This window comes from Nonomuraea composti, from assembly GCF_012034275.1.
GTDB classification, from domain to species: domain Bacteria; phylum Actinomycetota; class Actinomycetes; order Streptosporangiales; family Streptosporangiaceae; genus Nonomuraea; species Nonomuraea composti.
On sequence record NZ_JAATEP010000060.1, the window covers coordinates 30,353 to 51,716 of the forward strand.

Annotated in this window: 24 protein-coding genes; 11 read left to right on the forward strand and 13 right to left on the reverse strand. The window is 72.0% G+C overall.

Annotated features, from left to right (window positions below; genetic code table 11):
• Positions 1-65 precede the first annotated feature (65 nt).
• Positions 66-1,154 (reverse strand): glycosyltransferase family 2 protein, encoded by a 1,089-nt coding sequence (locus HCN51_RS48310; protein ID WP_168018853.1) that lies wholly within the window; start codon positions 1,152-1,154, stop codon positions 66-68.
• A gap of 688 nt (positions 1,155-1,842) precedes the next feature.
• Between HCN51_RS48310 and HCN51_RS48315 the strand changes: the two genes are divergently transcribed.
• Entirely contained in the window at positions 1,843-2,262 is a 420-nt protein-coding gene (locus tag HCN51_RS48315) for a TIGR03667 family PPOX class F420-dependent oxidoreductase (protein ID WP_168018886.1), read from the forward strand.
• A 324-nt stretch (positions 2,263-2,586) separates the two neighbouring features.
• On the opposite strand, the gene HCN51_RS48320 is transcribed toward HCN51_RS48315, so the two are convergent.
• Together HCN51_RS48320 and HCN51_RS48325 are read right to left on the reverse strand one after the other, a co-directional pair.
• Complete coding sequence (locus tag HCN51_RS48320; protein WP_168018888.1) at positions 2,587-3,480, reverse strand: hypothetical protein; 894 nt, start codon at positions 3,478-3,480, stop codon at positions 2,587-2,589.
• A 50-nt stretch (positions 3,481-3,530) separates the two neighbouring features.
• Entirely contained in the window at positions 3,531-4,613 is a 1,083-nt protein-coding gene (locus HCN51_RS48325) for a helix-turn-helix transcriptional regulator (protein WP_168018890.1), read from the reverse strand.
• Positions 4,614-4,659: 46 nt separating this feature from the next.
• Here HCN51_RS48325 and HCN51_RS48330 point away from each other — a divergent pair, with 46 nt between their 5' ends.
• A complete protein-coding gene (locus HCN51_RS48330; RefSeq protein WP_168018902.1) occupies positions 4,660-5,112 on the forward strand; it encodes a hypothetical protein in 453 nt (150 codons plus the stop codon).
• Positions 5,113-5,154: 42 nt separating this feature from the next.
• Here the strand turns inward: HCN51_RS48330 and HCN51_RS48335 are convergent, their stop codons facing one another.
• Positions 5,155-5,520 (reverse strand): hypothetical protein, encoded by a 366-nt coding sequence (locus tag HCN51_RS48335; RefSeq protein ID WP_168018942.1) that lies wholly within the window; start codon positions 5,518-5,520, stop codon positions 5,155-5,157.
• Positions 5,521-5,555: 35 nt separating this feature from the next.
• Here HCN51_RS48335 and HCN51_RS48340 point away from each other — a divergent pair, with 35 nt between their 5' ends.
• Positions 5,556-6,323 (forward strand): SDR family oxidoreductase, encoded by a 768-nt coding sequence (locus tag HCN51_RS48340; RefSeq protein WP_168018952.1) that lies wholly within the window; start codon positions 5,556-5,558, stop codon positions 6,321-6,323.
• A 10-nt stretch (positions 6,324-6,333) separates the two neighbouring features.
• Here HCN51_RS48340 and HCN51_RS58585 read toward each other — a convergent pair whose 3' ends face one another.
• From HCN51_RS58585 to HCN51_RS48375, 7 genes are all read right to left on the reverse strand, one after another.
• Entirely contained in the window at positions 6,334-6,867 is a 534-nt protein-coding gene (locus HCN51_RS58585; protein WP_206068757.1) for a hypothetical protein, read from the reverse strand.
• Between the two features lie 39 nt (positions 6,868-6,906).
• A complete protein-coding gene (gene nhaA / locus HCN51_RS48350; protein ID WP_168018954.1) occupies positions 6,907-8,703 on the reverse strand; it encodes a Na+/H+ antiporter NhaA in 1,797 nt (598 codons plus the stop codon).
• A 54-nt stretch (positions 8,704-8,757) separates the two neighbouring features.
• On the reverse strand, positions 8,758-9,450 hold the full coding sequence (locus HCN51_RS48355; RefSeq protein WP_168018956.1) for a GAP family protein: 693 nt from the start codon (positions 9,448-9,450) through the stop codon (positions 8,758-8,760).
• A gap of 128 nt (positions 9,451-9,578) precedes the next feature.
• Positions 9,579-10,949, reverse strand: a complete 1,371-nt coding sequence (locus HCN51_RS48360) for a Dyp-type peroxidase (RefSeq protein ID WP_168018958.1) — start codon at positions 10,947-10,949, stop codon at positions 9,579-9,581.
• A 158-nt stretch (positions 10,950-11,107) separates the two neighbouring features.
• A complete protein-coding gene (locus HCN51_RS48365; RefSeq protein WP_168018960.1) occupies positions 11,108-12,076 on the reverse strand; it encodes a lytic polysaccharide monooxygenase auxiliary activity family 9 protein in 969 nt (322 codons plus the stop codon).
• 141 nt (positions 12,077-12,217) lie between these two features.
• The gene (locus HCN51_RS48370; RefSeq protein WP_168018962.1) at positions 12,218-13,528 is read right to left on the reverse strand and encodes a HAMP domain-containing sensor histidine kinase; all 1,311 of its coding nucleotides are present in this window, start codon (positions 13,526-13,528) and stop codon (positions 12,218-12,220) included.
• A gap of 10 nt (positions 13,529-13,538) precedes the next feature.
• Positions 13,539-14,216 (reverse strand): response regulator transcription factor, encoded by a 678-nt coding sequence (locus HCN51_RS48375; RefSeq protein ID WP_168018964.1) that lies wholly within the window; start codon positions 14,214-14,216, stop codon positions 13,539-13,541.
• Between the two features lie 27 nt (positions 14,217-14,243).
• On the opposite strand from HCN51_RS48375, the gene HCN51_RS48380 reads away from it, so the two are divergent.
• Together HCN51_RS48380 and HCN51_RS48385 are read left to right on the forward strand one after the other, a co-directional pair.
• Entirely contained in the window at positions 14,244-14,705 is a 462-nt protein-coding gene (locus HCN51_RS48380; RefSeq protein ID WP_168018965.1) for a hypothetical protein, read from the forward strand.
• 82 nt (positions 14,706-14,787) lie between these two features.
• Entirely contained in the window at positions 14,788-15,168 is a 381-nt protein-coding gene (locus HCN51_RS48385; RefSeq protein ID WP_168018966.1) for a hypothetical protein, read from the forward strand.
• Here HCN51_RS48385 and HCN51_RS48390 read toward each other — a convergent pair.
• Positions 15,144-15,638: a 2-thiouracil desulfurase family protein gene (locus HCN51_RS48390; protein ID WP_168018967.1), complete on the reverse strand. Its 495-nt coding sequence runs from the start codon at positions 15,636-15,638 to the stop codon at positions 15,144-15,146. The genes HCN51_RS48385 and HCN51_RS48390 overlap by 25 nt on opposite strands.
• Positions 15,608-16,966, reverse strand: a complete 1,359-nt coding sequence (locus tag HCN51_RS48395) for a DHA2 family efflux MFS transporter permease subunit (RefSeq protein WP_168018970.1) — start codon at positions 16,964-16,966, stop codon at positions 15,608-15,610. Before HCN51_RS48395 ends, HCN51_RS48390 begins: the two co-directional genes overlap by 31 nt.
• 43 nt (positions 16,967-17,009) lie before the next feature.
• Between HCN51_RS48395 and HCN51_RS48400 the strand changes: the two genes are divergently transcribed.
• The 6 genes from HCN51_RS48400 to HCN51_RS48425 all read left to right on the forward strand — a co-directional run bounded on the left by HCN51_RS48400 (position 17,010) and on the right by HCN51_RS48425 (position 21,361).
• On the forward strand, positions 17,010-17,711 hold the full coding sequence (locus HCN51_RS48400) for a TetR/AcrR family transcriptional regulator C-terminal domain-containing protein (protein WP_168018972.1): 702 nt from the start codon (positions 17,010-17,012) through the stop codon (positions 17,709-17,711).
• An 11-nt stretch (positions 17,712-17,722) separates the two neighbouring features.
• A complete protein-coding gene (locus HCN51_RS48405) occupies positions 17,723-18,085 on the forward strand; it encodes a hypothetical protein (RefSeq protein WP_168018974.1) in 363 nt (120 codons plus the stop codon).
• Positions 18,082-18,459 carry a hypothetical protein gene (locus HCN51_RS48410; protein ID WP_346434064.1) on the forward strand — a complete coding sequence of 126 codons (378 nt, stop codon included), beginning with the start codon at positions 18,082-18,084 and terminating at the stop codon, positions 18,457-18,459. Before HCN51_RS48405 ends, HCN51_RS48410 begins: the two co-directional genes overlap by 4 nt.
• Before the next feature lie 31 nt (positions 18,460-18,490).
• A complete protein-coding gene (locus tag HCN51_RS48415) occupies positions 18,491-19,153 on the forward strand; it encodes an SRPBCC family protein (protein WP_168018976.1) in 663 nt (220 codons plus the stop codon).
• Between the two features lie 157 nt (positions 19,154-19,310).
• On the forward strand, positions 19,311-20,540 hold the full coding sequence (locus HCN51_RS48420) for a CynX/NimT family MFS transporter (protein WP_346434065.1): 1,230 nt from the start codon (positions 19,311-19,313) through the stop codon (positions 20,538-20,540).
• Positions 20,537-21,361: an alanyl-tRNA editing protein gene (locus HCN51_RS48425; protein WP_168018978.1), complete on the forward strand. Its 825-nt coding sequence runs from the start codon at positions 20,537-20,539 to the stop codon at positions 21,359-21,361. Before HCN51_RS48420 ends, HCN51_RS48425 begins: the two co-directional genes overlap by 4 nt.
• Positions 21,362-21,364: the final 3 nt, after the last annotated feature.

The following is a 21,364-nucleotide window of genomic DNA, read 5'->3' on the forward strand; positions in this document are numbered from 1 at the left end:
TGAACGCTTCGATCGGCACCACATCCTATGACTACTGTCCGTGATTGAGATCTTACTCAGAGGTGCTAACGGCCCTTCTCGTAGATGACGAGGCCCTTTGACAGGCGCAAGGGGACGAGGATCAGCTCCACCAGGAGGGCCTTCCAGGCGTAGTAGAGGTTGACCGCCTTGTTCAGGTAGACGAAGGGGAGGTTGAGCAGCACCTGGCCCACCGGGAGGCGGCGGCGCCTGGCCGCGTAGAGGAGGGCGGGGACGGTCAGGAGCAGCTCCGCGCCTGCCCACCACGCCACCGTGCGGGGCATCGGCTCGTCGTAGGTCGTGGTCAGGAGCAGCGGGGTCACCCACCACAGCGGGGCCACCAGGATCTCCAGGAGGGCCATGATGACCCACGTGGCGAGCATGGGCTTCCGGGTGAGCAGGCGGGGCAGGTGGAGGCGGACGTTCTGCATGAAGCCGGACATCCAGCGCCACACCTGCTTGCGGAGGAACGTGAGGGTTTCCGGGTCGGCGGCCCAGGCCACCGCGTCGGAGACGTAGACCGCGCGGCGGCCGGCCACCTGCTGGCTCCAGGTGAAGTCCATGTCCTCGACGATCGTGCGCTCCGGGAAGCCGCCGGACTCCGTCAGGGCCGTACGGCGGAACATCGAGCAGCAGCCGGAGCAGACCATGGGGCTGTTCGCGAGTTGCTGGATCGGGCGGTGCCAGTGGAAGCCGAAGAGGTATTCGGTGGATCTGCCGCGTTCCCAGGGGGTGCGGGTGAAGCGGGTCTGGACGTTGCCGGCCGCCACCTGCACGGACGGGTCGTCGAAGGCGGGCCTGAGGTGCTCGATGTAGTCGGGGGCCAGAACTGTGTCGGCGTCCACGGCCAGGATCAGGTCTGTGTCGCAGTGGGGGAGGGCGTGGTTTTGCGCCTTGGCCTTGCTGCCGAGGTTGCGGGGTGGGCGGAGGACTGTCGCGCCGTATGAGGCGGCTATGTCGCTGGTGTGGTCGGTTGAGGCGTCGTCCACGACGATGATCTTGTCTGGGGGGATGGATTGGGACTTGATCGAGCGGAGGGTGGCGGGGAGGCCGAGTTCCTCGTTGTGGGCCGGGATGATGACCGTGATGGTGAGGGGTTCGTCGGTGGTGGGTCCCGGCGGTGTTGTTTCTGTCATCGGTGTCGGTGTCGGTGTCGGTGTCGGTGTCGGTGTCGGTGCCGGTGTCGGTGCTGGGGGCGGGGTGGGCGTGCGTGGGGCTGTGGGCGGGGGCGTGGGGGCGTTCGTGCGTGTGGGGGTCGGTAGCGGTCGGGGTGAGCTGCTGGGGTGAGTGTGCGGGGGGCTTGGCGGGACGGCGGGTGGGGGTGCCGTGGGGAGACGGGCTTGGGTGGTCACCTGCGTCGCCTCCTCAGCTTGAGCGTGATCAGGGTCACCAGGCCGACCGTGGCGTAGACGATCAGGCTGAAACCGAGTGTGGGCGGGCCTCCGGGCATCCTCTGGCTCCTTGGTCGTGATGCGATGGCAGTCCGGTGTGGTGCGGACATGAGGATGCTCTGGATCGGCTGATGCGCGCGAGGGCGAATGCGGTTCTGTGGAGGACGGGGTAGTCGCGGGCGTGGTCCTGTTGATGACGGCCGGACCGCGCACGTGGGCCTGTGAATGGTGGTGGGCCGCGCACGTTGTCCTGTGGACGAAGGGGTGGTTGCGGGCGCTGTCGTGTGGGTGGTCTCGTTGGCCGCGCGCGTTGTCCCGTGGACGGTGGGGTGGCCGTCCGATCTGTTCTGTGGGGGGCGGGCGAGTTCGCGGGGGTTCCTGGGTGTTCGAGTGGGTGCGGAGGGAAGGGGGGCGGCGAGCGATCGGAGGGGTGATGGCCGGAGTGATTCCCGACAGCGCGTTCGGTGAGCGCGTGCGTGAGCGGCTGGCGGAGGAGCGGGTCATCTGGTTGACCACGGTCGGGCCCGATGGGACGCCGCAGCCCAATCCGGTGTGGTTCCTCTGGGAGGGCGGGGACAGCCTGCTGATCTACAACCGGGCCAACGCGCGCCGTCTTGCCCATCTGCGTCGCGGGCCGCAGGTGTCGCTGCACTTCAACACCGATGAGTCCGGTGGGGACGTGGTGGTCTTCAAGGGGGAGGCGGAGATCCTCGAAGGGCATTTGCTGGCGGGCGGAGTGCCTGGGTATGTAGGCAAATATCGGGATGGGATCGCGAGATGGGGGCTGGAGAACTTCGAGCAGGACTATCCCATCGCGATGCGGGTGCGGCTCACCGCCGTCAGGGGTTTCTGAAGAGGGCCAAGTGCAAGGCCGGTGCCCGAGGCCGTGAGGGGGCGGCTGCCCGAGAGGATGGCGGGCGGCGTCGGTGAGCGGTGCCCGAGCGGGAGCCGGTGCCCGAGGGGCGGGTTGCGGCGTCCGAGGGGCGGGTTGTGGCGTCCGAGGGGGACGGGTTGCGCGTCCGAGGGGATGGGTGGCGGTGTCCGAGGTGGGAGGGGATACCTGAGGCGGTGGCTGGCGTGCGGGCGGGGGGTGGTGGGCGGTACTGAGGGGTTTGTGGGGCTGCTCGTCTGTGGCGTTATGGGCTTGGGTTCGTGGGTGTGGGGCGTTGTAGGAGCGTCAGTGCTCGGTCAAGGGCTCGGTCAAGGGCTCGGTCAAGGGCTGGGTGGTGGTGGCCGTCAGGGAGTGCCACCAGTGTTCTCGGTGGGTGGAACGTAACAACCGGTTGTGGAGGGCGTGTAACACCTTGGCGTTGTGAGTGTTCACGTGGAGCTCATCGGACTCGGTGAGGTGGCGGAGGGGGCGGCCTTGGCAGGTGGAGCAGGGGCATGTGCCGTCTCCCAGGCGTTCCACCGGGACGAATTCCAGCCGGTCTGGGACGAAGGCGCTGCGGGCGCCGCCTCGGCGCCAGCCGCCTTGAGCTTCGTGCGGCTCTGGGTAGAGGTGGCGCAGGACCTCGCGGACGCCGATCGCGGCCCAGTCCGCGCCGTACGCCAGCGCGCCCAGGGCGGCGATCCCGGTCGAGAGCAGGGGGAACGGGAGCGGGCGGTGCGAGGGGCCGTCCTCGATCACCAGTGCCACCGGTGATCCGTAGTCGGCGATCGTGCGGAGCAGGGTGGCGCGGTCGTTCGTGACCCAGCATGCGTGTACGGGGAGCACCGCGATGGCGCCCTCCCAGTGGAGGGATTGGTCGAGGATGGCGTGCAGGGCTCTGTGGTCGCCTTTGCTGATATATCCGGAATCGGTTAGAGGGGCCGTGGCGCCCGCTTCCACCTGGTCGGCGATCCAGTCCGCCGAGAGTCGCGCCGTGCCCCGCACCCGGGCGGAGCCGGCGTATCTGCGGCGGTCGGCGAGTAGCGGGCCGTCGTATCCTGCCCTGCGCACCATGCGGATGGCGTCGTGGCCGGCCTGGCCGGTGAAGACCAGGCCGGAGCGGGGGTGTCCGGCCAGGGTCGTGGCGTCGTAGACGTCCCTGACGCTGACCTGGATCAGCAGGCGCTCGTGGAGGTCCATCGCGCGCGCATCCTCGGGGCAGAGGGGTGTCTTATTGTGAAATATCCCCTTCAGGGCGTGCGGTAACGCTGGGCGAGGGCGTTCACGGTCTCCGCCAGCCGCGTACGCAGTGCCGCAGGAGACAGCACCTCGGCGTCCGTTCCCAGTCGCAGGAACTCCCCGACCGCGTGCTCGATCGACTCGATCGGGACCGTCACGCGCGTCCAGCCCTCCTCGTCGGGCGGCAGGGCGCTCTCCCTGGCCGCCGCCACCACCCCGGGCGTCATGAGGTCGGGCAGCCGCTCCACGCCGCGCGGTGACAGCCGCACCACGGCCTCGCCCCATCGCAGCCTCGCCTCGAACGCGGCCAGGTGGTCCGCCCAGTACGCGGCCAGGTCGAAACCGTCAGGGCGGGTGAAGCCTTCTGGGAGGGGCTGCAGGTCGAGGATCTGCGAGACGCGGTAGGTGCGGATGTCCTGGTGGTGGGGTGGGCGGCCCAGGGAGGTGGAGGTCTCGTCCGACGTGACGGCGTGGGTGGCGGCTGGGGCGGTCTCCGTGCTGGGGGGCGCGGGGTCCGGGTCGTTCGACGGGCGGGCCACGAGGTACCAGCGGCCGGCCTTGACGACCAGCCCGTACGGCTCCAGCCGCCGCACCACCTCCTGCGGCTCCTTCCATCGCCGGTACCTGATCTGGATGCGCCGCTCGTTCCAGACGGCGTCGGCCACGGCGGGCAGGTAGGTCGTGGGGTCGGGGTCGCGGTACCAGGTGGGGGCGTCGAGCAGGAAGCGTTCCTGGATGCGGCCGGCGCGGTCGCGCAGCTCGACGGGGAGGGCGGCCATCAGCTTGAGCTGTGCCGCCGCCACGACCGTGCCGAGCCCGAGCTCGGCCGCCGGTCCGGGCAGGCCGGCCAGGAAGAGGGATTCCGCCTCGTCCGCCGTCAGGCCGGTGAGGCGGGTGCGGTAGCCGTCGAGGAGCCGGTAGCCGCCTTTGGGGCCCGCGTCGCCGTACAGGGGGATGCCGGCGGAGTGCAGGGACTCGACGTCGCGGTAGATCGTGCGTACGGACACCTCCAGCCGCTCGGCCAGCTCCTGCGCGGTCATCCGGCCGCGCGTCTGGAGGAGCAGCAGGATGGAGACCAGGCGGGAGGCGCGCATATTCGCTGACACTACCTGTCAGTGACCCTGCCGTACGTTTCCCGACATGAACGACTTCGACTTCCTCGCGGGTCATTGGAACGTGGCCAACCGGCGCCTCATCAGCCCCCTGTCCGGCAGCGACGACTGGGACGAGTTCCCCGGCAGGTCCGTCGCCACCCGGCACTTCGGCGGGGCGGCCAGCTTCGACGAGATCGAGTTCCCGACGAAGGGGTTCAGCGGACTGACGTTGCGGGTGTACGACCCGGGGACCCGGCAGTGGTCCATCTACTGGGCCAGCAGTGCCAGGGGTGTGCTGGACACCTCGCCCATGGTGGGCGCGTTCGAGGGGGACAGGGGTGTCTTCTACGGTGAGGAGCGCCACGAGGGGCGGCGGGTGCGCTGCCGGTTCGTCTGGACGGTCGCCGGCGCCGATGCCGCCCGCTGGGAGCAGGCGTTCTCGGACGACGGCGGCCGCACCTGGGAGACGAACTGGACGATGGATCTCAGCCGGGCGTGACCGTCGATGGCGGCAGCGCCCCGGCGCCCGTGTCGGCGGATCTCAGGCGAGGATGACCGCCGCCGGCCGCAGCGCTCCCGTGCCGGAGTCGGCGGCGGCGGAGCGTACCCACAGGATCGCGGCCACGGCCACGGCGGCGAGGAGCAGCACCAGGCCGCCCACCACGATCACCCACCACCAGCCCGATCTCGGCGGCTTGGTCTCGTAGAGGGGCACGTCGGGGAGCATGTCGGGGGTGTAGGGGAGGCGGCGCGTGCTGGGGGCGTCGGGAGGCCCCTGGTCGTCCGGCTGCCCGGGGTGGGGGTAGCGGTGCCGGATCGTCTGGTTGGGGTCGGGCTGCTGCGGGCCGGGCTGCTCTGGCGTCATGGTCCCCTCGGGCGCGCTGCGCTGGGTCGGGTACGTCAACATTGTCACACTTGGCCGTGCTACCCCGTCCAGGTGTCATGACAGCAGTACTTGTGACGGGTGGCAGCGGGCGCCTCGGCCGTGTCGTCCTGGAGAAGCTGGTCGAGGCGGGGTACGAGGTGCGGGCCAGCAGCCGGACGGCGCGGCCGGCCGGCGGCGGCGTGCGGTGGGTGGTCGCGGACCTCACCAGCGGCGCGGGCGTGGCGCAGGCCGTGGCGGGGGCTGAGGTGATCGTGCATCTCGCCTCGGCGCCCTACAAGGGCCGGTACACGCGGCGGGTGGAGCTCGACGGCACGTCGGCGCTGCTCGCGGCGGCTCGGGAGGCGGGGGTGCGGCACCTGATCTACGTGTCGATCGTCGGGGTGGATCGGGTGCCGTGGGGATATTTCCGGACCAAGCTGCAAGCGGAGGGGCTTGTCCGGGGCGGCGGTGTGCCGTGGACGATCGTCCGGGCCACGCAGTTCCACGAGTTCGTGGAGCTGGCGCTCAAAGGGATGGCCAGGGTGGGCGTGGTCGTCGCCGATCCCGGTGTCATGGTGCAGCCGGTGGACGTGCGGGACCTGGCCGGGCATCTCGTCGCGCTGGTCGGGCGGGGGCCCGGCGGTGAGGTGGAGGAGTACGGCGGGCCCGAGTCGCTGACGATGGCCGAGGCCGCGACGAGCTGGCTGCGGGCCCGGGGCTTGCGGCGGCCGGTGCTGCGCCTGCGGCTGCCCGGCGGGATGGGCCGCGCCGCCCGCGCCGGGCTGCTCACCACGGAGGCTCGGCCGGCGAAGATCACCTGGGAGGACTACCTGCGCCGCTCATGAAGGGACGGGTTCAGCTCTGGCCGGGGCCGAAGGGCGGCTGCGGGGGCGTCTGCCAGCCGGGCGGCTGCTGCTGCGGGCCAGGCTGCCAGCCCGGCTGGCCCGGCTGGGGCCCAGGCTGCCATTCGGGCTGTCCGGGCTGGGGGCCGGGCTGGTGCTGTCCCGGCTGCCATTCGGGCTGGCCCTGGGGCTGCCAGCCCTGCTGCCACGCCCCAGGCGCCCCCTGCTGGGGCTGCGGCTTCCTGGGCATGACGACCGCCGCGATCAGCAGCCCGGTCCCGATCGCCTGCATGAGCATGGAGATCGCGCCGAGGATGAAGGCGACCGTCTGGTAACCGCCGTACCCCATCGAGTCGACCAGGCTGGGCGTGAGGAAGGAGAAGACGGTGCTGACCACGCCGCCCACCAGCAGCACGATGCAGCCCGCCATGCCCACCACGGACGCGCGCCCGTGCTCCTTCCTGCGCATCGCCATGAGCGCGACACCGCCCAGCAGCACGACGAGCGTCAGGATCAGGTTGAAGGCGTTGAAGACGGTGGAAAGCATCAATCAGCTCCAAGGGGGTCGTTGAGCGACTTGACGACGTTACGCGGACTCCCGGCTTTCTTCCACCGCGCGCGTGATCGAATCGAGATCGTGGCCGCCTTCGTACCGCACGCCGTTCACGAACAGGGTCGGGGTGCCGCGCACGCCGCTGTCGCGGCCGGAGGTCTCGTCGACGGCGATGCGGGCGGCGTGGCGGGAGACATCCGACCAGGGGTCGACGTCCAGCTCGGCGGCGTAGTGCTCGAGGTCGGCGTCGGTGAGGAAGCGCTGGTTGTCGTACAGGATGTCGTGCATCTCCCAGAACCTGCCGCGGTCGGCGGCGGCCTCGGCGACGATGGCGGCGGCGTTGGCGCGCGGGTGCAGGGTGCGCAGCGGGAAGTGGCGGAAGACGAGCCGCACGTCGGGGTTCTTCCTGAGGACCTCTTCGAGGATGGGGTGGAGGCGGCCGCAGTAGGGGCATTCGAAGTCGCCGTACTCGACGAGGGTGACGCGCGCGTCGGCGGGGCCGCGCACGTGGTCGCCGGGGCCGACGGGGACGGCGAGCGTGGTGGGCAGGTCCTCGGCGGGCTCGGCCTCGGGCGGGGCGCAGACGCCGCCGCGGTCCCAGGCGAGACGGAAGATCAGCCAGCCCATGCCGGCGGACAGCAGCGAGCCCGCGAGAATGCCGATCTTGGCCGGGGCGTGCAGGTCGGAGCCGGCGAACGCGAGGTCCACGATGAACAGCGCGACGGTGAACCCGATGCCCGACACGGCGGCCCCGCCCAGGAGCTGCCCCCACACGAGGTTGCCCGGCAGGACGCCCCAGCCGAGGCGCAGCGGCAGCCAGGTGCCGAGCGAGATCCCGGCGAACTTGCCGAGCAGCAGCCCCAGCGCCACGCCGATGGCGACGGGTGAGGTGACGGCGGCGCGCAGGGTCTCGCCGTCGAGCTGGACGCCGGCGTTGGCCAGGGCGAAGACGGGCACGATGACGTAGCTGCTCCACGGGTGCAGCCGCAGCTGCAGGCGCTCGTTGACCGAGACGGCCCGCTGGACGCGCAGCGCGGCCTCGCGGGCGGCGCGGGCGCTGGGCTCGCTGGTGAACTCCTGGACGGCCTCCCCGGCGAGCAGCAGCTTGTGGTCGGTGGGCGCGTACACGAAGACGAGGACCCCGAGCGCGATGCCGATCAGCGTGGGGTGGATGCCGCTCTCCAGCGTGGCCACCCACAGCGCGAACCCCAGCACGATGTACGCCGGCGCCCGCCAGATCTTCAGCCACCGCAGCGTCATGATGGCGGCCAGCAGCACCGCGGCGGTGATCAGCGCGGTCACGGACAGCTCGTCGGTGTAGAAGATCGCGATGATGATGATCGCGAGGACGTCGTCGACGATGGCCAGCGTCAGCAGGAACGCGCGCAGCGGGTCGGGGCAGCGCGCTCCGACCACGGCGAGCAGGCCCAGCACGAAGGCGGTGTCGGTGGCGATCGGCACGCCCCAGCCGCCGGCGCCGGGGCCGCCGTAGTTGAGCAGCAGGTAGACGCCGGCGGGCACGAGCATGCCGCCGAACGCGGCCACGGCGGGCACGGCGATGAGGCGCCGGTCGCGCAGCTGCCCGAGCCGCACCTCGTAGGAGACCTCCAGGCCGATGAGGAAGAAGAAGACGGTCATGAGGCCGTCGTTGACCCAGTGGCGCAGGTCGAGGGAGAACTCGGCGCCGCCGAAGGAGATGCCCATCGAGGTGTGCCAGAACGCCTCGTAGGTGCCGCCCCACGGCGAGTTCGCCCAGATCAGGGCCAGCGCGGTGGCGACGAGCAGCACGCTGGTGCTGCCGGCCTCGGTACGCAGGAACGCGCGCAACATATCGGATCTCCCCCCGGAGATCTGATCCTAGAGGCGTCCCGTGACCGCGCCCTGTCAGGGGGAGGGCGAGAAGAACAGGTAGGCGGCCGCGTCCCGGGCCAGCAGGAACCCGACGATGGCCAGGCCCCAGCTCAGCATCGACGACGAGTGCTTGGCCAGCCACGCCCGCAGCCGCTCCAGCTTCGGCTCCAGCCATGAGCCCGCGACCGCGCGCAGGCCCATGAGCGCCAGCGTCGGCAGGATCATGATCAGCACGTACGCACCGAGCAGCGGCACCCACTGGGCCGCCGCGAGCTCGGAGGTCGTCATCATGCCGATCGCGGCCAGGTACGGCACCATCGTGGCCACTTCGAGCACCCCGGCGGTCAGCCCCACCAGCACCATCGTGCGCGGCCCGCCGGCGCGGGGCTCGAAGGTGCGCTCGGGCAGGCCCCGCTTGGCCCGCCACTTGGGGTCGAAGCGCCAGCTCAGCGCGAACAGCCCGACGCCGAGGACGAGCTGTACGACGTAGGCGGCCGTGCTGTCGAGCACGTCGCCGAAGGCGTTCATCGCGGTGGACAGCCCGAGCATCAGCGCCACGCCCACCAGGAAGTAGAAGACCGTCACGGTGGCGAGGTAGACCAGCAGCCGCGCGTTGCGGGAGCGGTCGAGGCTGAGCATGAGGTAGACGGGGATGCCGAGGGTGCCGAAGCTCGTGCTGTCGAGCACCGCCAGGCCCGCCAGGGCGAGCAGCAGCGCGATGGTCATGCCGGACATCATCGCGAGTAAGGCCAGGTGGCCGCCTCCTCCGGCGGACCGAACCCGGTGTACATCCTTCTGCCCATGCCCGCGCGGCCGGGGGAGCGCCGCCCCGGCCGCGCGGGCGTCGGGCGGTGCTACAGGTTACGCAGGTAGGCCAGGGAGGGGGCGAAGAAGTACTCGCCGCCCTTCATGGTGACCGTCTGAGCCACCTGGGCCTGAGGAGCGGACTTGTCCGGCTTGCCCCACGCCTTGGGGAAGGTCACCTTGATGTCGCGGTTGCCCTGCCCGATGACGGGGTCGTGACCGGTGCCCTCGACCTCGAAGTCCGGATTGTCGGCCCAGCTCTGCTGGGTGAACTGGAACTGGTCGAGCAGGCTGCCGTTGAACGCCATGAACAGCAGCCCGACCTCGCCGCTCGGCCGGTTTTCCGGCGGTGAGTCGTCCCACGGGTCGTCGGTGCGCTCGCCGTAGGTCTGGCCGCGCCTCGCCATGATCACGTTGCGTCCGAACGAGCGCGGGTTCGTCTTCCTGACGTGCCCCGAGAACGGGCACTTCGAGCCGTCGTCGCCGTCGAAGGTGAAGTCGTTGACCACGGTGCCGCCGCCCGGCTTGGGCTTGAGCGTCAGGGGCGTGCCGTCCTTGAACCGGCCGACGAGCATGGCGCCCGCCCGCTCCCGGTCCACCCCGCTCAGCCCCAGCGCGTCGGCGAGGTCCCGCTCGATCTCCTTGAACGCCCGCACGTTCTGCTCCAGCTTCCTGAACACCAGGTAGCTGCCGTGGTGGCGGGACGGATCCGGCGCGAACGGGTCCGGCACCAGGACGTTGCTCAGCGGGAACGCCGGGTCCCAGTGCTCCTTCGGCTCCCTGCCGACCTCGTCGGCCAGGAACAGCGGCTGGCTGCGGCCGTCCACGTAGCCGAAGTGCTCGATGCCTTCGCCGGCCGGGTTGCGCATGCCCTGCCCGCGCTCCTCGCCGAGCAGCCGGGCGCTTTCCGGCAGCTCACCCAGGATCTCCTCGCGCAGCCGCGCCACCGGCTCCGCCTCGGCGTCGCCGATGAGGATCACCGCGTGGATCTCGCGCTGGTAGACGCGCTCCCACGCCTCCACGGGCGGGTCGTTCACCTCGGCGATGCGCCGCTTCATGCCGTCGCGGAAGACCGGGTCGCCGAACTTGCGCACGTCCTGCACCGAGTGGCCGAGGTCGCGGTAGCCGGCCTTGCTGATGCCGAGCCCCACGTACGGGGTTCCGCGGCGGCGGCCGGCCGCGAAGTCCCGTACCTCCCGCAGGTGCTCGCGTGCCGACTTCATCTTCGTCGTCGCGACCCAGCGCAGGAACGCCCTGCCCGCGGCCACGTCGTTGAACCGGACGAACAGCACGGACAGGTGCTCACGCACGTGAGCCCGCAGGATGTTCGGCTGGAGGTTGTCGAGCATCGCCACGGTGTCCGCGTCGAGCGTGGCCGAGTCCCAGGCCAGGGGTCGTTCGTTGTTCAGGTCGACAGGCATTGCCGTGTCCCTTCCCCGTATCCGATGAAAATCGGGCCCCCTTGGCGCGCTACGGGACATCGCTCCCCAGCGATCCCCCGTCTTCCAGCGCGTCCCATCGGTACGACTCGCGAGCGGCCGGGAAAGTTTCCAGGAAAGGGACAGGCGAGATTTCCCGATCAGCCGGCGGTCAGGGTGGTCCTCGCGACGTCGCCGTTCTCGCAGCGCACGGTCACGGCGTACGTGCCGGGCCTGGCCGGCTTCAGGGTCGGCGACCAGGTGGCGGCGGGCGCGGCGGGGCGGTTGCGGGCGGGGCTGAAGGCGGCGGAGGTGATGTCGCGCACCCGGGAGGCGCCGCACACGGCCGTCACCTTCACGCGCGAGCCCGTGGCGGGGGAGACTCCTACGCCCGCGTTGATGCCGGTCGGTGCGGCGCCGCCCGTCGGGGTCGGGGTGGGCTTCGGGGTGGCCGTGGGTGTGCCGGTGGGGGTCGGGGCCGGTGCCGGGTTGCTCTGCCCGAAGACCACGTCCGAGCAGGAGTAGAACGCCTCCGGGCTGTCGCTGCGCTGCCAGATCGCGTAGATGAGGTGGCGGCCCTGCCGGGACGGGAGCTTGGCGGTCATCGTGTAGAAGCCGTCGGTCACGGCCGGGTTCGTGACGGTGTGGAACGGCGTGGACTCCAGGTCCGACCACTTCAGCGGCTTGGCCGGGTCGTAGCCGTCCTTGGTGAGGTAGAGCTCGAAGGAGCCCTTGTGCGGGGCGGTCGCCCGGTACTTGAAGGTGTGGGTGGCGCCCGCGGTCATCGTGGTCGCCGGCCAGTCGGCGCGGGCCTGGTCGAAGCCCCGGTACTTGTCGCGGCCGGCGCTGCACAGCTTCCCGTCGGGGATGATCTGGCGGTGCCGGCCGGCGGCGTCGGCGATGTTGACCTCGTTCCAGTCGTACAGGGGCTGGGTGCCGCCGATCGCGACGGCCTGCTTGCACGCGGCCGACTTGGGGCTCTCCGGGCCCTCGCTGTAGCAGACCATCGTGCGGCTGGGCGGGTTGCTCATGGTGCCGTGGGCGGAGGCGGTGCCGGGGGCGACGGCGAGCAGGAGCAGCGTGGGGGCGGCCAGGGTGGTGGCGACGAGCGCCTTGCGGTTGATCTGCATGCAGAACACCTTGGAGCACCGGAAAAGCCGAAATATGGGGCTTAAGTGTCCTTTAAGGCTGGCTTAGACAGCTCTTCAAAGCGCGGCGCGGACGTCGTCAGAGCGCGGCGCGAACGTCGTCAGGGCGCGGCGCGGACGTCGTCAGGGCGCGGTGCGGACGTCGCCACCGCGCGGTGCGGACGGCTTTTCGGAACGCAGCCACACCTGCACCTGGGCCCCGCCCAGCGACGAACGGTCCAGCCGCAACGACCCGCCGGTCGACTCCGCCAGCCGCCGCGCGATGTCCAGCCCCAGCCCGGTGGACCCGCTGCCGCTGGCACCCCGCTCCAGCGCCGCCTCCGGGTCGGGGATGCCGGGCCCCGCGTCGGCCACCAGGATGCCGACCACGTCGCGGCCCTCGTGCAGCGTGACGCTGAACGCCGTCCCCTCCGGCGTGTGCCGGAACACGTTCCCGAGCAGCGCGTCCACCACCGCCGTCAGCTCCCCCGCCGGTACGGGCGCCCGCACCGGCAGCGTGGCCCCGACGAGCCGCCACGGCCGCCTCTGGTCCTCGGCCAGCGCCGACCAGAACGCCAGCCGCTCACGCAGCACCTCCGCAGCGTCGCACGACCGGGCCGTCCTGGAGGGGCGCCGGGCCGCCGAGATGACCGTGGTGACCTCGGTCTCGAGCCGGGCCAGCGCTTGCCGGCTCGGCTCCGCCTCCGGGCCGAGCTGGTCGAGGCTGAGCTTGAGCGCGGTCAGCGGTGTGCGCAGCCGGTGCGAGAGGTCGGCGGCCAGCTCCCGCTCGGCCGCGAGGAGCTGCGTGACCCGGTTGGCCATGGTGTTGAACGCGTTGGCGGCAGCCTGCAGCTCGGGCGGCCCGTCGGGGTGGATGCGCTCGCTGAGGTCGCCGGAGCCCAGCGCGCCGGCGGCCGTGCCGAGGCGGCGCGCCGCTCGTACGACGCGGGCCCCGAGCCGGTCGCCGACCAGCACCGAGCCGAGCACGAGCACCACGGCCACGCCCGTCAGCACCGCCCACGAGGTGAGCACGCCTCGGTTGAGGTCGTCGGCGGGCACGAACACCTCGATCACCGCGCCCCGGTCGCCGTCCAGCGCGACGGGGCGCAGCAGCACGTACCCGCCGTCCAGCTCGACCGTGCTCGCCCTGGTGCGGGCGGCGGCCCCGGCCACCTGCGCGGCGGGCGCGCGCGGTGTGCCGACCGTGGCGCCGCCCTGGACGTGCACGGCCAGCAGGCCCCGCCGCCCCGCCTCGGTCCGCGCCATCGCGTGCCCGAGGTCGTCGCTCCTGGTCGTCAGGGCCAGCACCGGCACCAGCGCCGACGCCTGCCGCTCGGCGCCCGCGACGGCCCTGCTCTGCGCGGTCTCCCTGACGATCAGCGCCAGCGGCACCAGGAAGGCCAGCGCGACCATGGAGGTGACGGCGACCATCAGCGCCGCGAGGGTCCTCCTCATCGGCGGCCTCTCACCGGGGCGCCGACAACATGAACCCGACGCCGCGTACGGTGTGCAGGTAGCGGGGCCGGGCGGCGCTCTCGCCGAGCTTGCGGCGCAGCCACGACAGGTGCACGTCGATCGTCTGGTCGTCGCCGTAGGCCAGCCGCCACACCTCGGCCAGCAGCTCCTTGCGGGTCACCACCCGGTCGGCGCGGGCGGCGAGGTAGGCGAGCAGGTCGAACTCGCGCCTGGTCAGCGCGAGCGGCCCGCCGTCGAGCGCGGCCTCGCGCCGGTCCACGTCCACGACCAGGCCGCCGACCGCGATCGTGCGGGGCGCGGGCGCGGACCTGGCGCGGCGCAGCACCGCGTCCAGCCGGGCGCTCAGGTGGTCGCCCGAGAACGGCTTGACCAGGTAGTCGTCGGCGCCGGCGCGCAGCAGCCGGACGATCTCGGCCTCGTCGTCGCGGGCGGTGGCCACGATCACCGGCACGTCGGAGATGCCGCGCACCATGCGCAGCGCCTCCGAGCCGTCGAGGTCGGGCAGGCCGAGGTCGAGGATGACGGCGTCGGGAGGGGACTGCGCGATCTCCCTGAGCGCGTCGAGGGCGCAGCCGGCGCTGCGGACGGCGTGCTGCCGCCGGCCCAGCTCGTGGATGATCGCCGATCTGACGAATTCGTCGTCTTCGACTACGAGGACCGTCGCCATGGGGCCCCACCGTACATAATGCCTCTCATGCGGCGAGCCCTGAGATACGCGGCGATCTGGTGCGGCGCCACCGTGGTCGCGGTGTCGGTCTCGTGGTTCGGCGTGCGCGGGGTGCTGCGCGAGGAGTTCGTGGACGACGTGGACGTGGAGCCGTTCCTGGCGCAGACGATCGCGGCCGGCGCGCGGACAAGACCGCCGGCCACGCCGAAGCCGACCCCGGCGAGGACACCCGCGACGAAGCCGCCGGTGAGATCCAAGACGCCCGCCCCCGCTCCTTCCCTCAAGGTGATGAAGGTGAAGGGCGGCGAGGTGGCGTTCACGCTCGGCCCCGAGGGCTGCCGCCTGGTCTCGGCCACCCCGGCGGGCGGCTACACCGCCACGATCGCCCGCGCCGACGGCTGGATCCGGGTGGACCTGGCCAGGGACGGGCACGGCACGGGCGTGTTCTGCATCGGCCACGAGCGGCGTACCGACACCTGGGAGTACTAGAGGCCGCCTACGCCTCCAGGCGTAGGCGAGGCGACTACTCAGAGCCGATTCCGCGCGCCCGGCCGCGTGGCAGCGTGGAGCCATGGACGCACTCCGAAGGTCGCTGGGCGCGCTGTCGCTGCTGTACGCGCTGGTCTTCGTCACGTTCGCGCTGCTGCACGCCGGCGTCGGGCTGGGGCCGCTGCGGCAGCCGGTGATCGTGCCGGCCGCGATCGTGGAGACGCTGTGCTGCTTGGTGCTGGTCGGCGGCGGGTACGGCGCGCTGGCCCGGCGGTCGTGGGCCTGGGACGGCCTGCTCTACACGCACGCGGCGGCGCTGGGCGGCGTGCTGCTCGGGATCTTCGCGCTGGCCCTCGGCCCGGAGGACGGGAACACGCTGCTCACCTGGTATCACAGCATCATGGCGATCATGCTGGCGGCCGGGCTGAGCGGCGCCTTCTACGCCTCCAGGGTGCGCAGGTAGCCGGCGGCCTCGGGCACCTGCTCCTCGCTGAAGACCCGGATGCCGCTCCGCTCCAGCAGCGCCGTGGTGACGCCCTGGCCGGGCACCTTGTGCCCCTGGAAGGTGCCGTCGTAGACGGCGAGCGCGCCGCACGAGGGGCTGCCCTCCTTGAGCACCGCCAGGCGGATGCCGTGCGTGCGCGCCACGGCCAGCGCCTGCCGCGCGCCGGCCAGGAACTCGGCGGTCACGTCGGACCCGTCGCTCGCCAGCACGCGGGCGGCGCCGGCCAGGACCGCGGCCCCGCCCGCGCCGCCCTCGATCTCGGCGGCGGGTCTCGGCACGGGCAGCCCGCCCGACACCTCGGGGCAGAACGGCACCAGCCGCCCCTCCTCGCGCCACCCGGCGAGCCACGCGTCGGAGCTGGTCTTCGCGCCGCCGTCGTAGCGCACCTTGCGGCCCATCAGGCAGGCGCTGACGAGGATCTTCTCCACGTACCCGATCCTATGAGCGCGATCGGCAGCAGCGTGACCGCGGCCAGCGCGACCGCCACCCAGAACGTGCTCGCGAACGGGTGCGCCGCGCCGGCCCTGGTGAACACCTGCAGCAGCACGGCCGTGAGCGCGACCCCGAACGGCGCGGCGACGCGCAGCGTGATCGTGCTCAGCGTGGTCGCCGCCGGGATGGCGGCGGGCGCCAGCGTCTTGTACGCCGCCGTCATCACGGAGGTGGCGACGAGCCCGTGGCCGAGCCCGAGCGTGAACATCGGCACGAACCCCCCGCCGGCCAGCGTGAACGCGGCGATACTGGCCGCCACCAGCAGCACGCCCACCGCTCCGACGCCGCGCGGCCCCCTGCTGTCGGTGAGCTTGCCGGCCAGCGGCATCGTGATGGCCGCGCCGACGCCCATCGGCGCGAGCAGCAGCCCCGCGTCCAGCGCGGAGCCGCCCGCGGCGAGCTGGCTGTAGAGCGGGACGAGCACGGTGAAGCCGAGCATCGCGGCCGAGTAGCAGGCCAGGGCGAGCACCGCGGCGGCGAACGTGCGGTCGCCGAACAGCCGCAGGTCCACCAGCGACGTGCCGCGCAGCGCCCGGACGGCGAAGGCGGCGATCAGGGCCGCGCCGATCCACAGCGCGGGGTGCAGGGGCGAGGCCCCGTCGCCGACCTCGGACAGCCCGTGGACCACGGCGACCAGGCCGGGGGAGAGCAGGGCCAGGCCGAGCACGTCCAGCCGCTCGCTCCGCCCCGCACCGGCCTCGTGGGGCAGCAGGAGGAGCGCGGCGAGCAGGGCCACGGCGCAGACGGGCACGTTGACCAGGAACAGCCACCGCCACCCGGGGCCCTGCACGATCAGGCCGCCGAGGGGCGGCCCGAGCACGGGCACCAGCATGGCGGGCACCGAGATCAGGCTCATCGCCCGGCCCATCCGCTCCTTGCCCGCCGCCTGGGCCAGCATCATCTGCCCGACGGGCTGGAGCAGGCCCCCGCCCAGCCCCTGCACGACGCGGAAGACGACCAGGCTGCCCAGCGACCAGGCGGCGGCGCAGAGCGCGGAGCCGGCGACGAACAGCACGAGCGAGACGAGCCAGACGCTCCTGACGCCGAACCGGCCCACGGCCCAGCCGGTGACCGGCACCGTCATGGACATGGCCAGCAGGTATCCGGTGGCCGCCCACTGGATGCCGGCGAGCGAGGTGGGGAAGTCGCGGGCGAGGGTGCCGAGCGCGACGTTGACGATCGTGGTGTCGAGCATCGTCATGACGACGCCGAGCAGGACGACCAGGCCGGTGGTCCAGGAGGAGTTTCGTACGGCGTATCGCATGTCGTACACCGTAACACTTTCGTACACTGTCTAAAATGGTGGCGTGACATCGATCTGGTCGAGACCCCAGCCGCCCCGCCGCCCCGTGCTCAGCCGGGAGGCGATCGTGGCCGCGGCCATCGCCGTGGCCGACGCCGAAGGGCTCGACGCGGTCTCGATCCGGCGCGTGGCCACCGAGCTGGGCGCCCGCGCGATGACGCTGTACTCCTACATCGAGCGCAAGGAGGACCTGCTCGCGCTGATGGCCGACGAGATCGCCGCCGAGGCGGTCGTCGAGGAGCCGCTGCCCGCCGACTGGCGGGAGGCGCTGCTGCTGCTCGCCCGGCGCGAGCGCGAGCTGGTGCGGCGGCACCCGTGGCGGGTCGACCTGGTCGGCCAGCGGGTGCCCGTCGGGCCCAACGCGCTGCGGCACGTCGAGCAGAAGCTGGCCGCCTTCGACGGGCTCGGCATCGACCGGCTGACGGCCTGGCGGTTCCTGGCGGTGTTCAACGACTACATGACCGGGTTCGTGGTCAGGGAGGCCCTGGAGCGCCGGGTGCCCAGGGAGCAGGGGTTCGACGACACCGAGCGGGCCGCGCTGGCGGAGCCGTACATCAAGGAGCTGATCGAGGGCGGCGCGTTCCCCCGGCTGGCGCCGATGATCGAGCAGGGCGTGCAGGGCGCCGGCGACACCTTCGAGCGCGGCCTCAACTGGGTGCTGGACGGGATGGAGGGCTCTCTCGGGGGCGGCGCTCCCGGGCGATAGCCTTACCCCCGATGAACACCACCGTCTCCACGATCGTCATCTCCGGCTCGTTGCTGCTGATGCTGATGAGCCTGATCGTCGCGATCCGCGACCGGCCGATGGGCATGGTGCTGCTGGTGGGGTTCGCCCTGCTGGAGGTGGCCGTGCTGGTGCAGGCGGGGTTCGTGGTCGCGGGGGTGGCCGGGGGCGCAGGGCCTGACGACAAGGTCACGCTGTTCGGCTACGTCGGCGGCGAGGTGCTGATCCCGCCCGCGGGCGTGTTCCTGGCGCTGGCCGAGCGGAGCAGGTGGGGCCCGGCGATCCTGACCGTGGCCGGGTTCGCGATCGCGGTGATGACGGCCAGGCTCCTGCAGATCTGGCAGGGCGTGGCGTGACCACCTCCATCGGCACCGGGCCCGGCCGGGCCCTGATCGCGGTCTACGGATTGTTCTCGCTGGCCGCGGGGTCGCGGGCGGCCGTGCAGATCGCCACCAGGTTCGGTGAGGCGCCGCTGGCGTACTCGTTGTCGGCGTTCGCGGCGGCGGTCTACATCCTGCTCACGGTCGCGCTCTGGCGGGGCGCGCGCCGCCTCGCGCTGGTGGCGCTCGGCATCGAGCTGGCCGGCGTGCTGGTCGTCGGCACCCTCAGCCTGCTCGACCAGGCCGCCTTCCCCGACGAGACCGTGTGGTCCGTCTACGGCAAGGGTTACCTGTTCATCCCCCTCGTGCTGCCGCTCGTGGGCCTGTTCTGGCTGCGCCGCAGGCGTTAACGTCCGGCCTGCCGGGGCAGTGGCAGACCCCATGAGCACGATCGAACATTCCGAAGACGTCAGGGTCCCCATCAGGGTGGCCTACAACCAATGGACGCAGTTCGAGAGCTTCCCCGAGTTCATGGAAGGCGTGGAGTCGGTCAAGCAGCTCAGTGACACGCGGACGGCCTGGGTGGCGGAGATCGCCGGCGTCAGGCGCGAGTTCGAGGCGGAGATCACCGAGCAGCATCCCGACGAGCGCATCGCCTGGCGCACGCTGGACAAGCCGCGCCAGTCCGGCGTGGTGACCTTCCACCGGATCGACGACGACACGACCCGGGTGACGCTCCAGATGGAGTACGACCCCGAGGGCTTCCTCGAGACGGCGGGCGACTGGCTGCAGCTCGTACGCATGCGCGTGACCGGTGACGTCAAGCGCTTCAAGACGTTCGTCGAGTCGCGCGGCGGCGAGACCGGCGGCTGGCGGGGCGACGTGCCGGGGCCGCACCAGCGCGAGCACGAGCACGGCTCCACCTACGGCGACAGTGCCGGGAACGTGCCTCCGGGCACGGTGGGGGGCGACTACCCGCCGGCCGGCGGCGGCGGCGCGACGCCGGGCGGCACGCTGCCGCCTCCCGGGCCGGTTCCTCCGGGCACTCCTGGGACGCCCGGCACGCCAGGGGGTCCGGGGCAGCCGCCCCGCCCCGTCCTCTGACCTGCACCGACGAGCCCCGTCCGCCGACTGGCGGGACCCGTCTGCGAGACCCCCGGAGCCCGGCTCCGGGGGTTTTGTCATGCTCTGACCTTGTACCGCCAGGAATAAATACCTATTTCGGTCCTGTTAAGGTGGCATTCGTCCCATGATTTGATGAATGGAGGACCTTCCCTTCATGAGCGTGCTCGCCCAAGAGTCCCGAGGCAGAACCACCCCATTGGCCTGGCTCCTCGTGCTGGGAATCGTCCTCGCCGCACTCAACCTGCGCACCGGCGTCACCAGCGTCGGCCCCCTGCTCGACCAGCTCGCCGCCGGCCTCGGCATGTCGAGCGTCGGCACCGGGCTGCTGACCACCCTGCCCGTGCTGGCCTTCGCCAGCGTCGGCGCGATCACCCCGACGCTGGCCAGGCGGATCGGGGAGCACCGGCTGCTGCTGCTCGCCTTGGTCACCCTGGGCGCCGGCTTGCTGGTCAGGTCGCTGGTCGGCTCCGCCCCCGTGTTCCTGCTGAGCAGCGCGGTCGCGCTGTCCGGCGGCGCCGTCGGCAACGTGCTGATCCCGACGCTGATCAAGCGCCACTTCCCGGCCCGCACCGGGATCATGACCACCGTCTACACCACGGCCCTGGCCGCCGGCACCATGCTGGCCGCCGCCGCGACCGTGCCGATCGAGCGCGCGTCGGGGAACTGGCACATCGCGCTCGGCGTGTGGGCGGCCCTGGCCGCTGTCGCCGCCATTCCGTGGCTTGCGCTGCTGCGCAGTGAGCCGGAGCGGGACACGGGCAGCCGGGACGCGGGCCTGCGCGGCCTGCTGAAGAGCAAGCTGGCCTGGATGATCGCGATCTACTTCGGCACCCAGTCGATGATCGCGTACATCATGTTCGGCTGGCTCGCCACCATCCTCACCGACAGCGGCTACAGCACCTCGGAAGCCGGGCTGATCCTCGGCGTGTTCACCGCGCTGAACATCCCCGTCTCCATCGCGGTGCCGATGATCGCCTCCCGCTTCCGCGACCAGCGGCCCACCGTCGTCGGGCTCGTCGCCTTCTACGTGATCGGGTTCCTCGGGCTGTGGTTCGCGCCCCCCTCGACGGCGATGGTCTGGGTCGTGTTCATCGCGGTCGGGATGGGCTCGTTCCCGCTGGCGCTGATGATGCTGGCGCTGCGCACCCGCACGCCGGAGACCACGGCCGCGCTGTCCGCCTTCGGGCAGAGCGCCGGCTACCTCATCTCGGGCGCGGGCCCGCTGCTGGTCGGCGTGCTGCACGAGGCCACCGGCGGGTGGGCGGTGCCGTACACGCTGATCTTCGTGGTGCTCGTCGCCCAGCTCCTGACCGGCCTGTACGCCGGCCGCGAGCGCTACCTGGAGGACGAGAGAATGGCGGGGTGAACTCCACCCTCGTCACCTTCCCCGGCGGCCGCACCCGCGGCCGCTCCACGATCGTCGAGGCCGTGCCGGTGGGGGAGCGGCACGGCCTCGTCGTCTCCGAGACCCCGTTCCACCCCCTCGACCACACCTGGCCCGACCAGCCGGCCGACCGCGGCACGATCGGCGGCCTGCCGGTCGCCGACTGCGTGACCGGCGCCCGCTCGCCGGAGGGCGAGATCCTGCTCGGCGCCGGCATCCCGGTCCGCCGCGGTGACGAGGGCTGGGGCTGGCTGGTCGTCCACGTGACCGACACCCCGCTGCCCGTGGGGGCCGAGGTGGACCTGGAGGTGGACGCCGCCTACCGCGCGGCGCTGTCCGCCGGTCACACCGCCTGCCACCTGGCCGCGCTCGCGCTCAACGCCGCCCTGGCCGGCCACTGGCGCAAGGAGACCCGGCCCGACTCGCTCGGCCGCCCCGACTTCGACCAGGCCGCCATCACCTCCTCGCGCATCACCCCGCACGGCAGCGTGGACGTCTACCGCCTCGGCAAGTCGCTGCGCAAGAAGGGCTTCACCGCCGACGGCCTCGACCCGGAGAAGGTCGCGCTGGAGGTCAACGACCGGCTGGCCGCCTGGGTGGCCGCAGACGCGCCCGTCCGGGTGGAGGTGCCGGGCCCCGAGCTGACGGCCCGCCGCACGTGGCACTGCTCGCTGCCGGAGGGCGAGGCCACCATCCCGTGCGGCGGCACGCACGTGAGCCGCACGGGCGACCTGGCCGGCGTCCGGGTGACGCTGACGCTCGACGACGCCACGCTCACCATGCACACGGAGTGCGGCGGCTGAGGC

Excerpts from the sequence above, each read along its gene's own strand:
- HCN51_RS48310 (WP_168018853.1), bottom strand. The coding sequence starts at position 1,154 with ATGACAGAAACAACACCGCCGGGACCCACCACCGACGAACCCCTCACC.
- HCN51_RS48315 (WP_168018886.1), top strand. The coding sequence starts at position 1,843 with ATGGCCGGAGTGATTCCCGACAGCGCGTTCGGTGAGCGCGTGCGTGAG.
- HCN51_RS48320 (WP_168018888.1), bottom strand. The coding sequence starts at position 3,480 with ATGGACCTCCACGAGCGCCTGCTGATCCAGGTCAGCGTCAGGGACGTC.
- HCN51_RS48325 (WP_168018890.1), bottom strand. The coding sequence starts at position 4,613 with ATGCGCGCCTCCCGCCTGGTCTCCATCCTGCTGCTCCTCCAGACGCGC.
- HCN51_RS48330 (WP_168018902.1), top strand. The coding sequence starts at position 4,660 with ATGAACGACTTCGACTTCCTCGCGGGTCATTGGAACGTGGCCAACCGG.
- HCN51_RS48335 (WP_168018942.1), bottom strand. The coding sequence starts at position 5,520 with ATGTTGACGTACCCGACCCAGCGCAGCGCGCCCGAGGGGACCATGACG.
- HCN51_RS48340 (WP_168018952.1), top strand. The coding sequence starts at position 5,556 with ATGACAGCAGTACTTGTGACGGGTGGCAGCGGGCGCCTCGGCCGTGTC.
- HCN51_RS58585 (WP_206068757.1), bottom strand. The coding sequence starts at position 6,867 with ATGCTTTCCACCGTCTTCAACGCCTTCAACCTGATCCTGACGCTCGTC.
- nhaA (WP_168018954.1), bottom strand. The coding sequence starts at position 8,703 with ATGTTGCGCGCGTTCCTGCGTACCGAGGCCGGCAGCACCAGCGTGCTG.
- HCN51_RS48355 (WP_168018956.1), bottom strand. The coding sequence starts at position 9,450 with ATGACCATCGCGCTGCTGCTCGCCCTGGCGGGCCTGGCGGTGCTCGAC.
- HCN51_RS48360 (WP_168018958.1), bottom strand. The coding sequence starts at position 10,949 with ATGCCTGTCGACCTGAACAACGAACGACCCCTGGCCTGGGACTCGGCC.
- HCN51_RS48365 (WP_168018960.1), bottom strand. The coding sequence starts at position 12,076 with ATGCAGATCAACCGCAAGGCGCTCGTCGCCACCACCCTGGCCGCCCCC.
- HCN51_RS48370 (WP_168018962.1), bottom strand. The coding sequence starts at position 13,528 with ATGAGGAGGACCCTCGCGGCGCTGATGGTCGCCGTCACCTCCATGGTC.
- HCN51_RS48375 (WP_168018964.1), bottom strand. The coding sequence starts at position 14,216 with ATGGCGACGGTCCTCGTAGTCGAAGACGACGAATTCGTCAGATCGGCG.
- HCN51_RS48380 (WP_168018965.1), top strand. The coding sequence starts at position 14,244 with ATGCGGCGAGCCCTGAGATACGCGGCGATCTGGTGCGGCGCCACCGTG.
- HCN51_RS48385 (WP_168018966.1), top strand. The coding sequence starts at position 14,788 with ATGGACGCACTCCGAAGGTCGCTGGGCGCGCTGTCGCTGCTGTACGCG.
- HCN51_RS48395 (WP_168018970.1), bottom strand. The coding sequence starts at position 16,966 with ATGCGATACGCCGTACGAAACTCCTCCTGGACCACCGGCCTGGTCGTC.
- HCN51_RS48405 (WP_168018974.1), top strand. The coding sequence starts at position 17,723 with ATGAACACCACCGTCTCCACGATCGTCATCTCCGGCTCGTTGCTGCTG.
- HCN51_RS48415 (WP_168018976.1), top strand. The coding sequence starts at position 18,491 with ATGAGCACGATCGAACATTCCGAAGACGTCAGGGTCCCCATCAGGGTG.
- HCN51_RS48420 (WP_346434065.1), top strand. The coding sequence starts at position 19,311 with ATGGAGGACCTTCCCTTCATGAGCGTGCTCGCCCAAGAGTCCCGAGGC.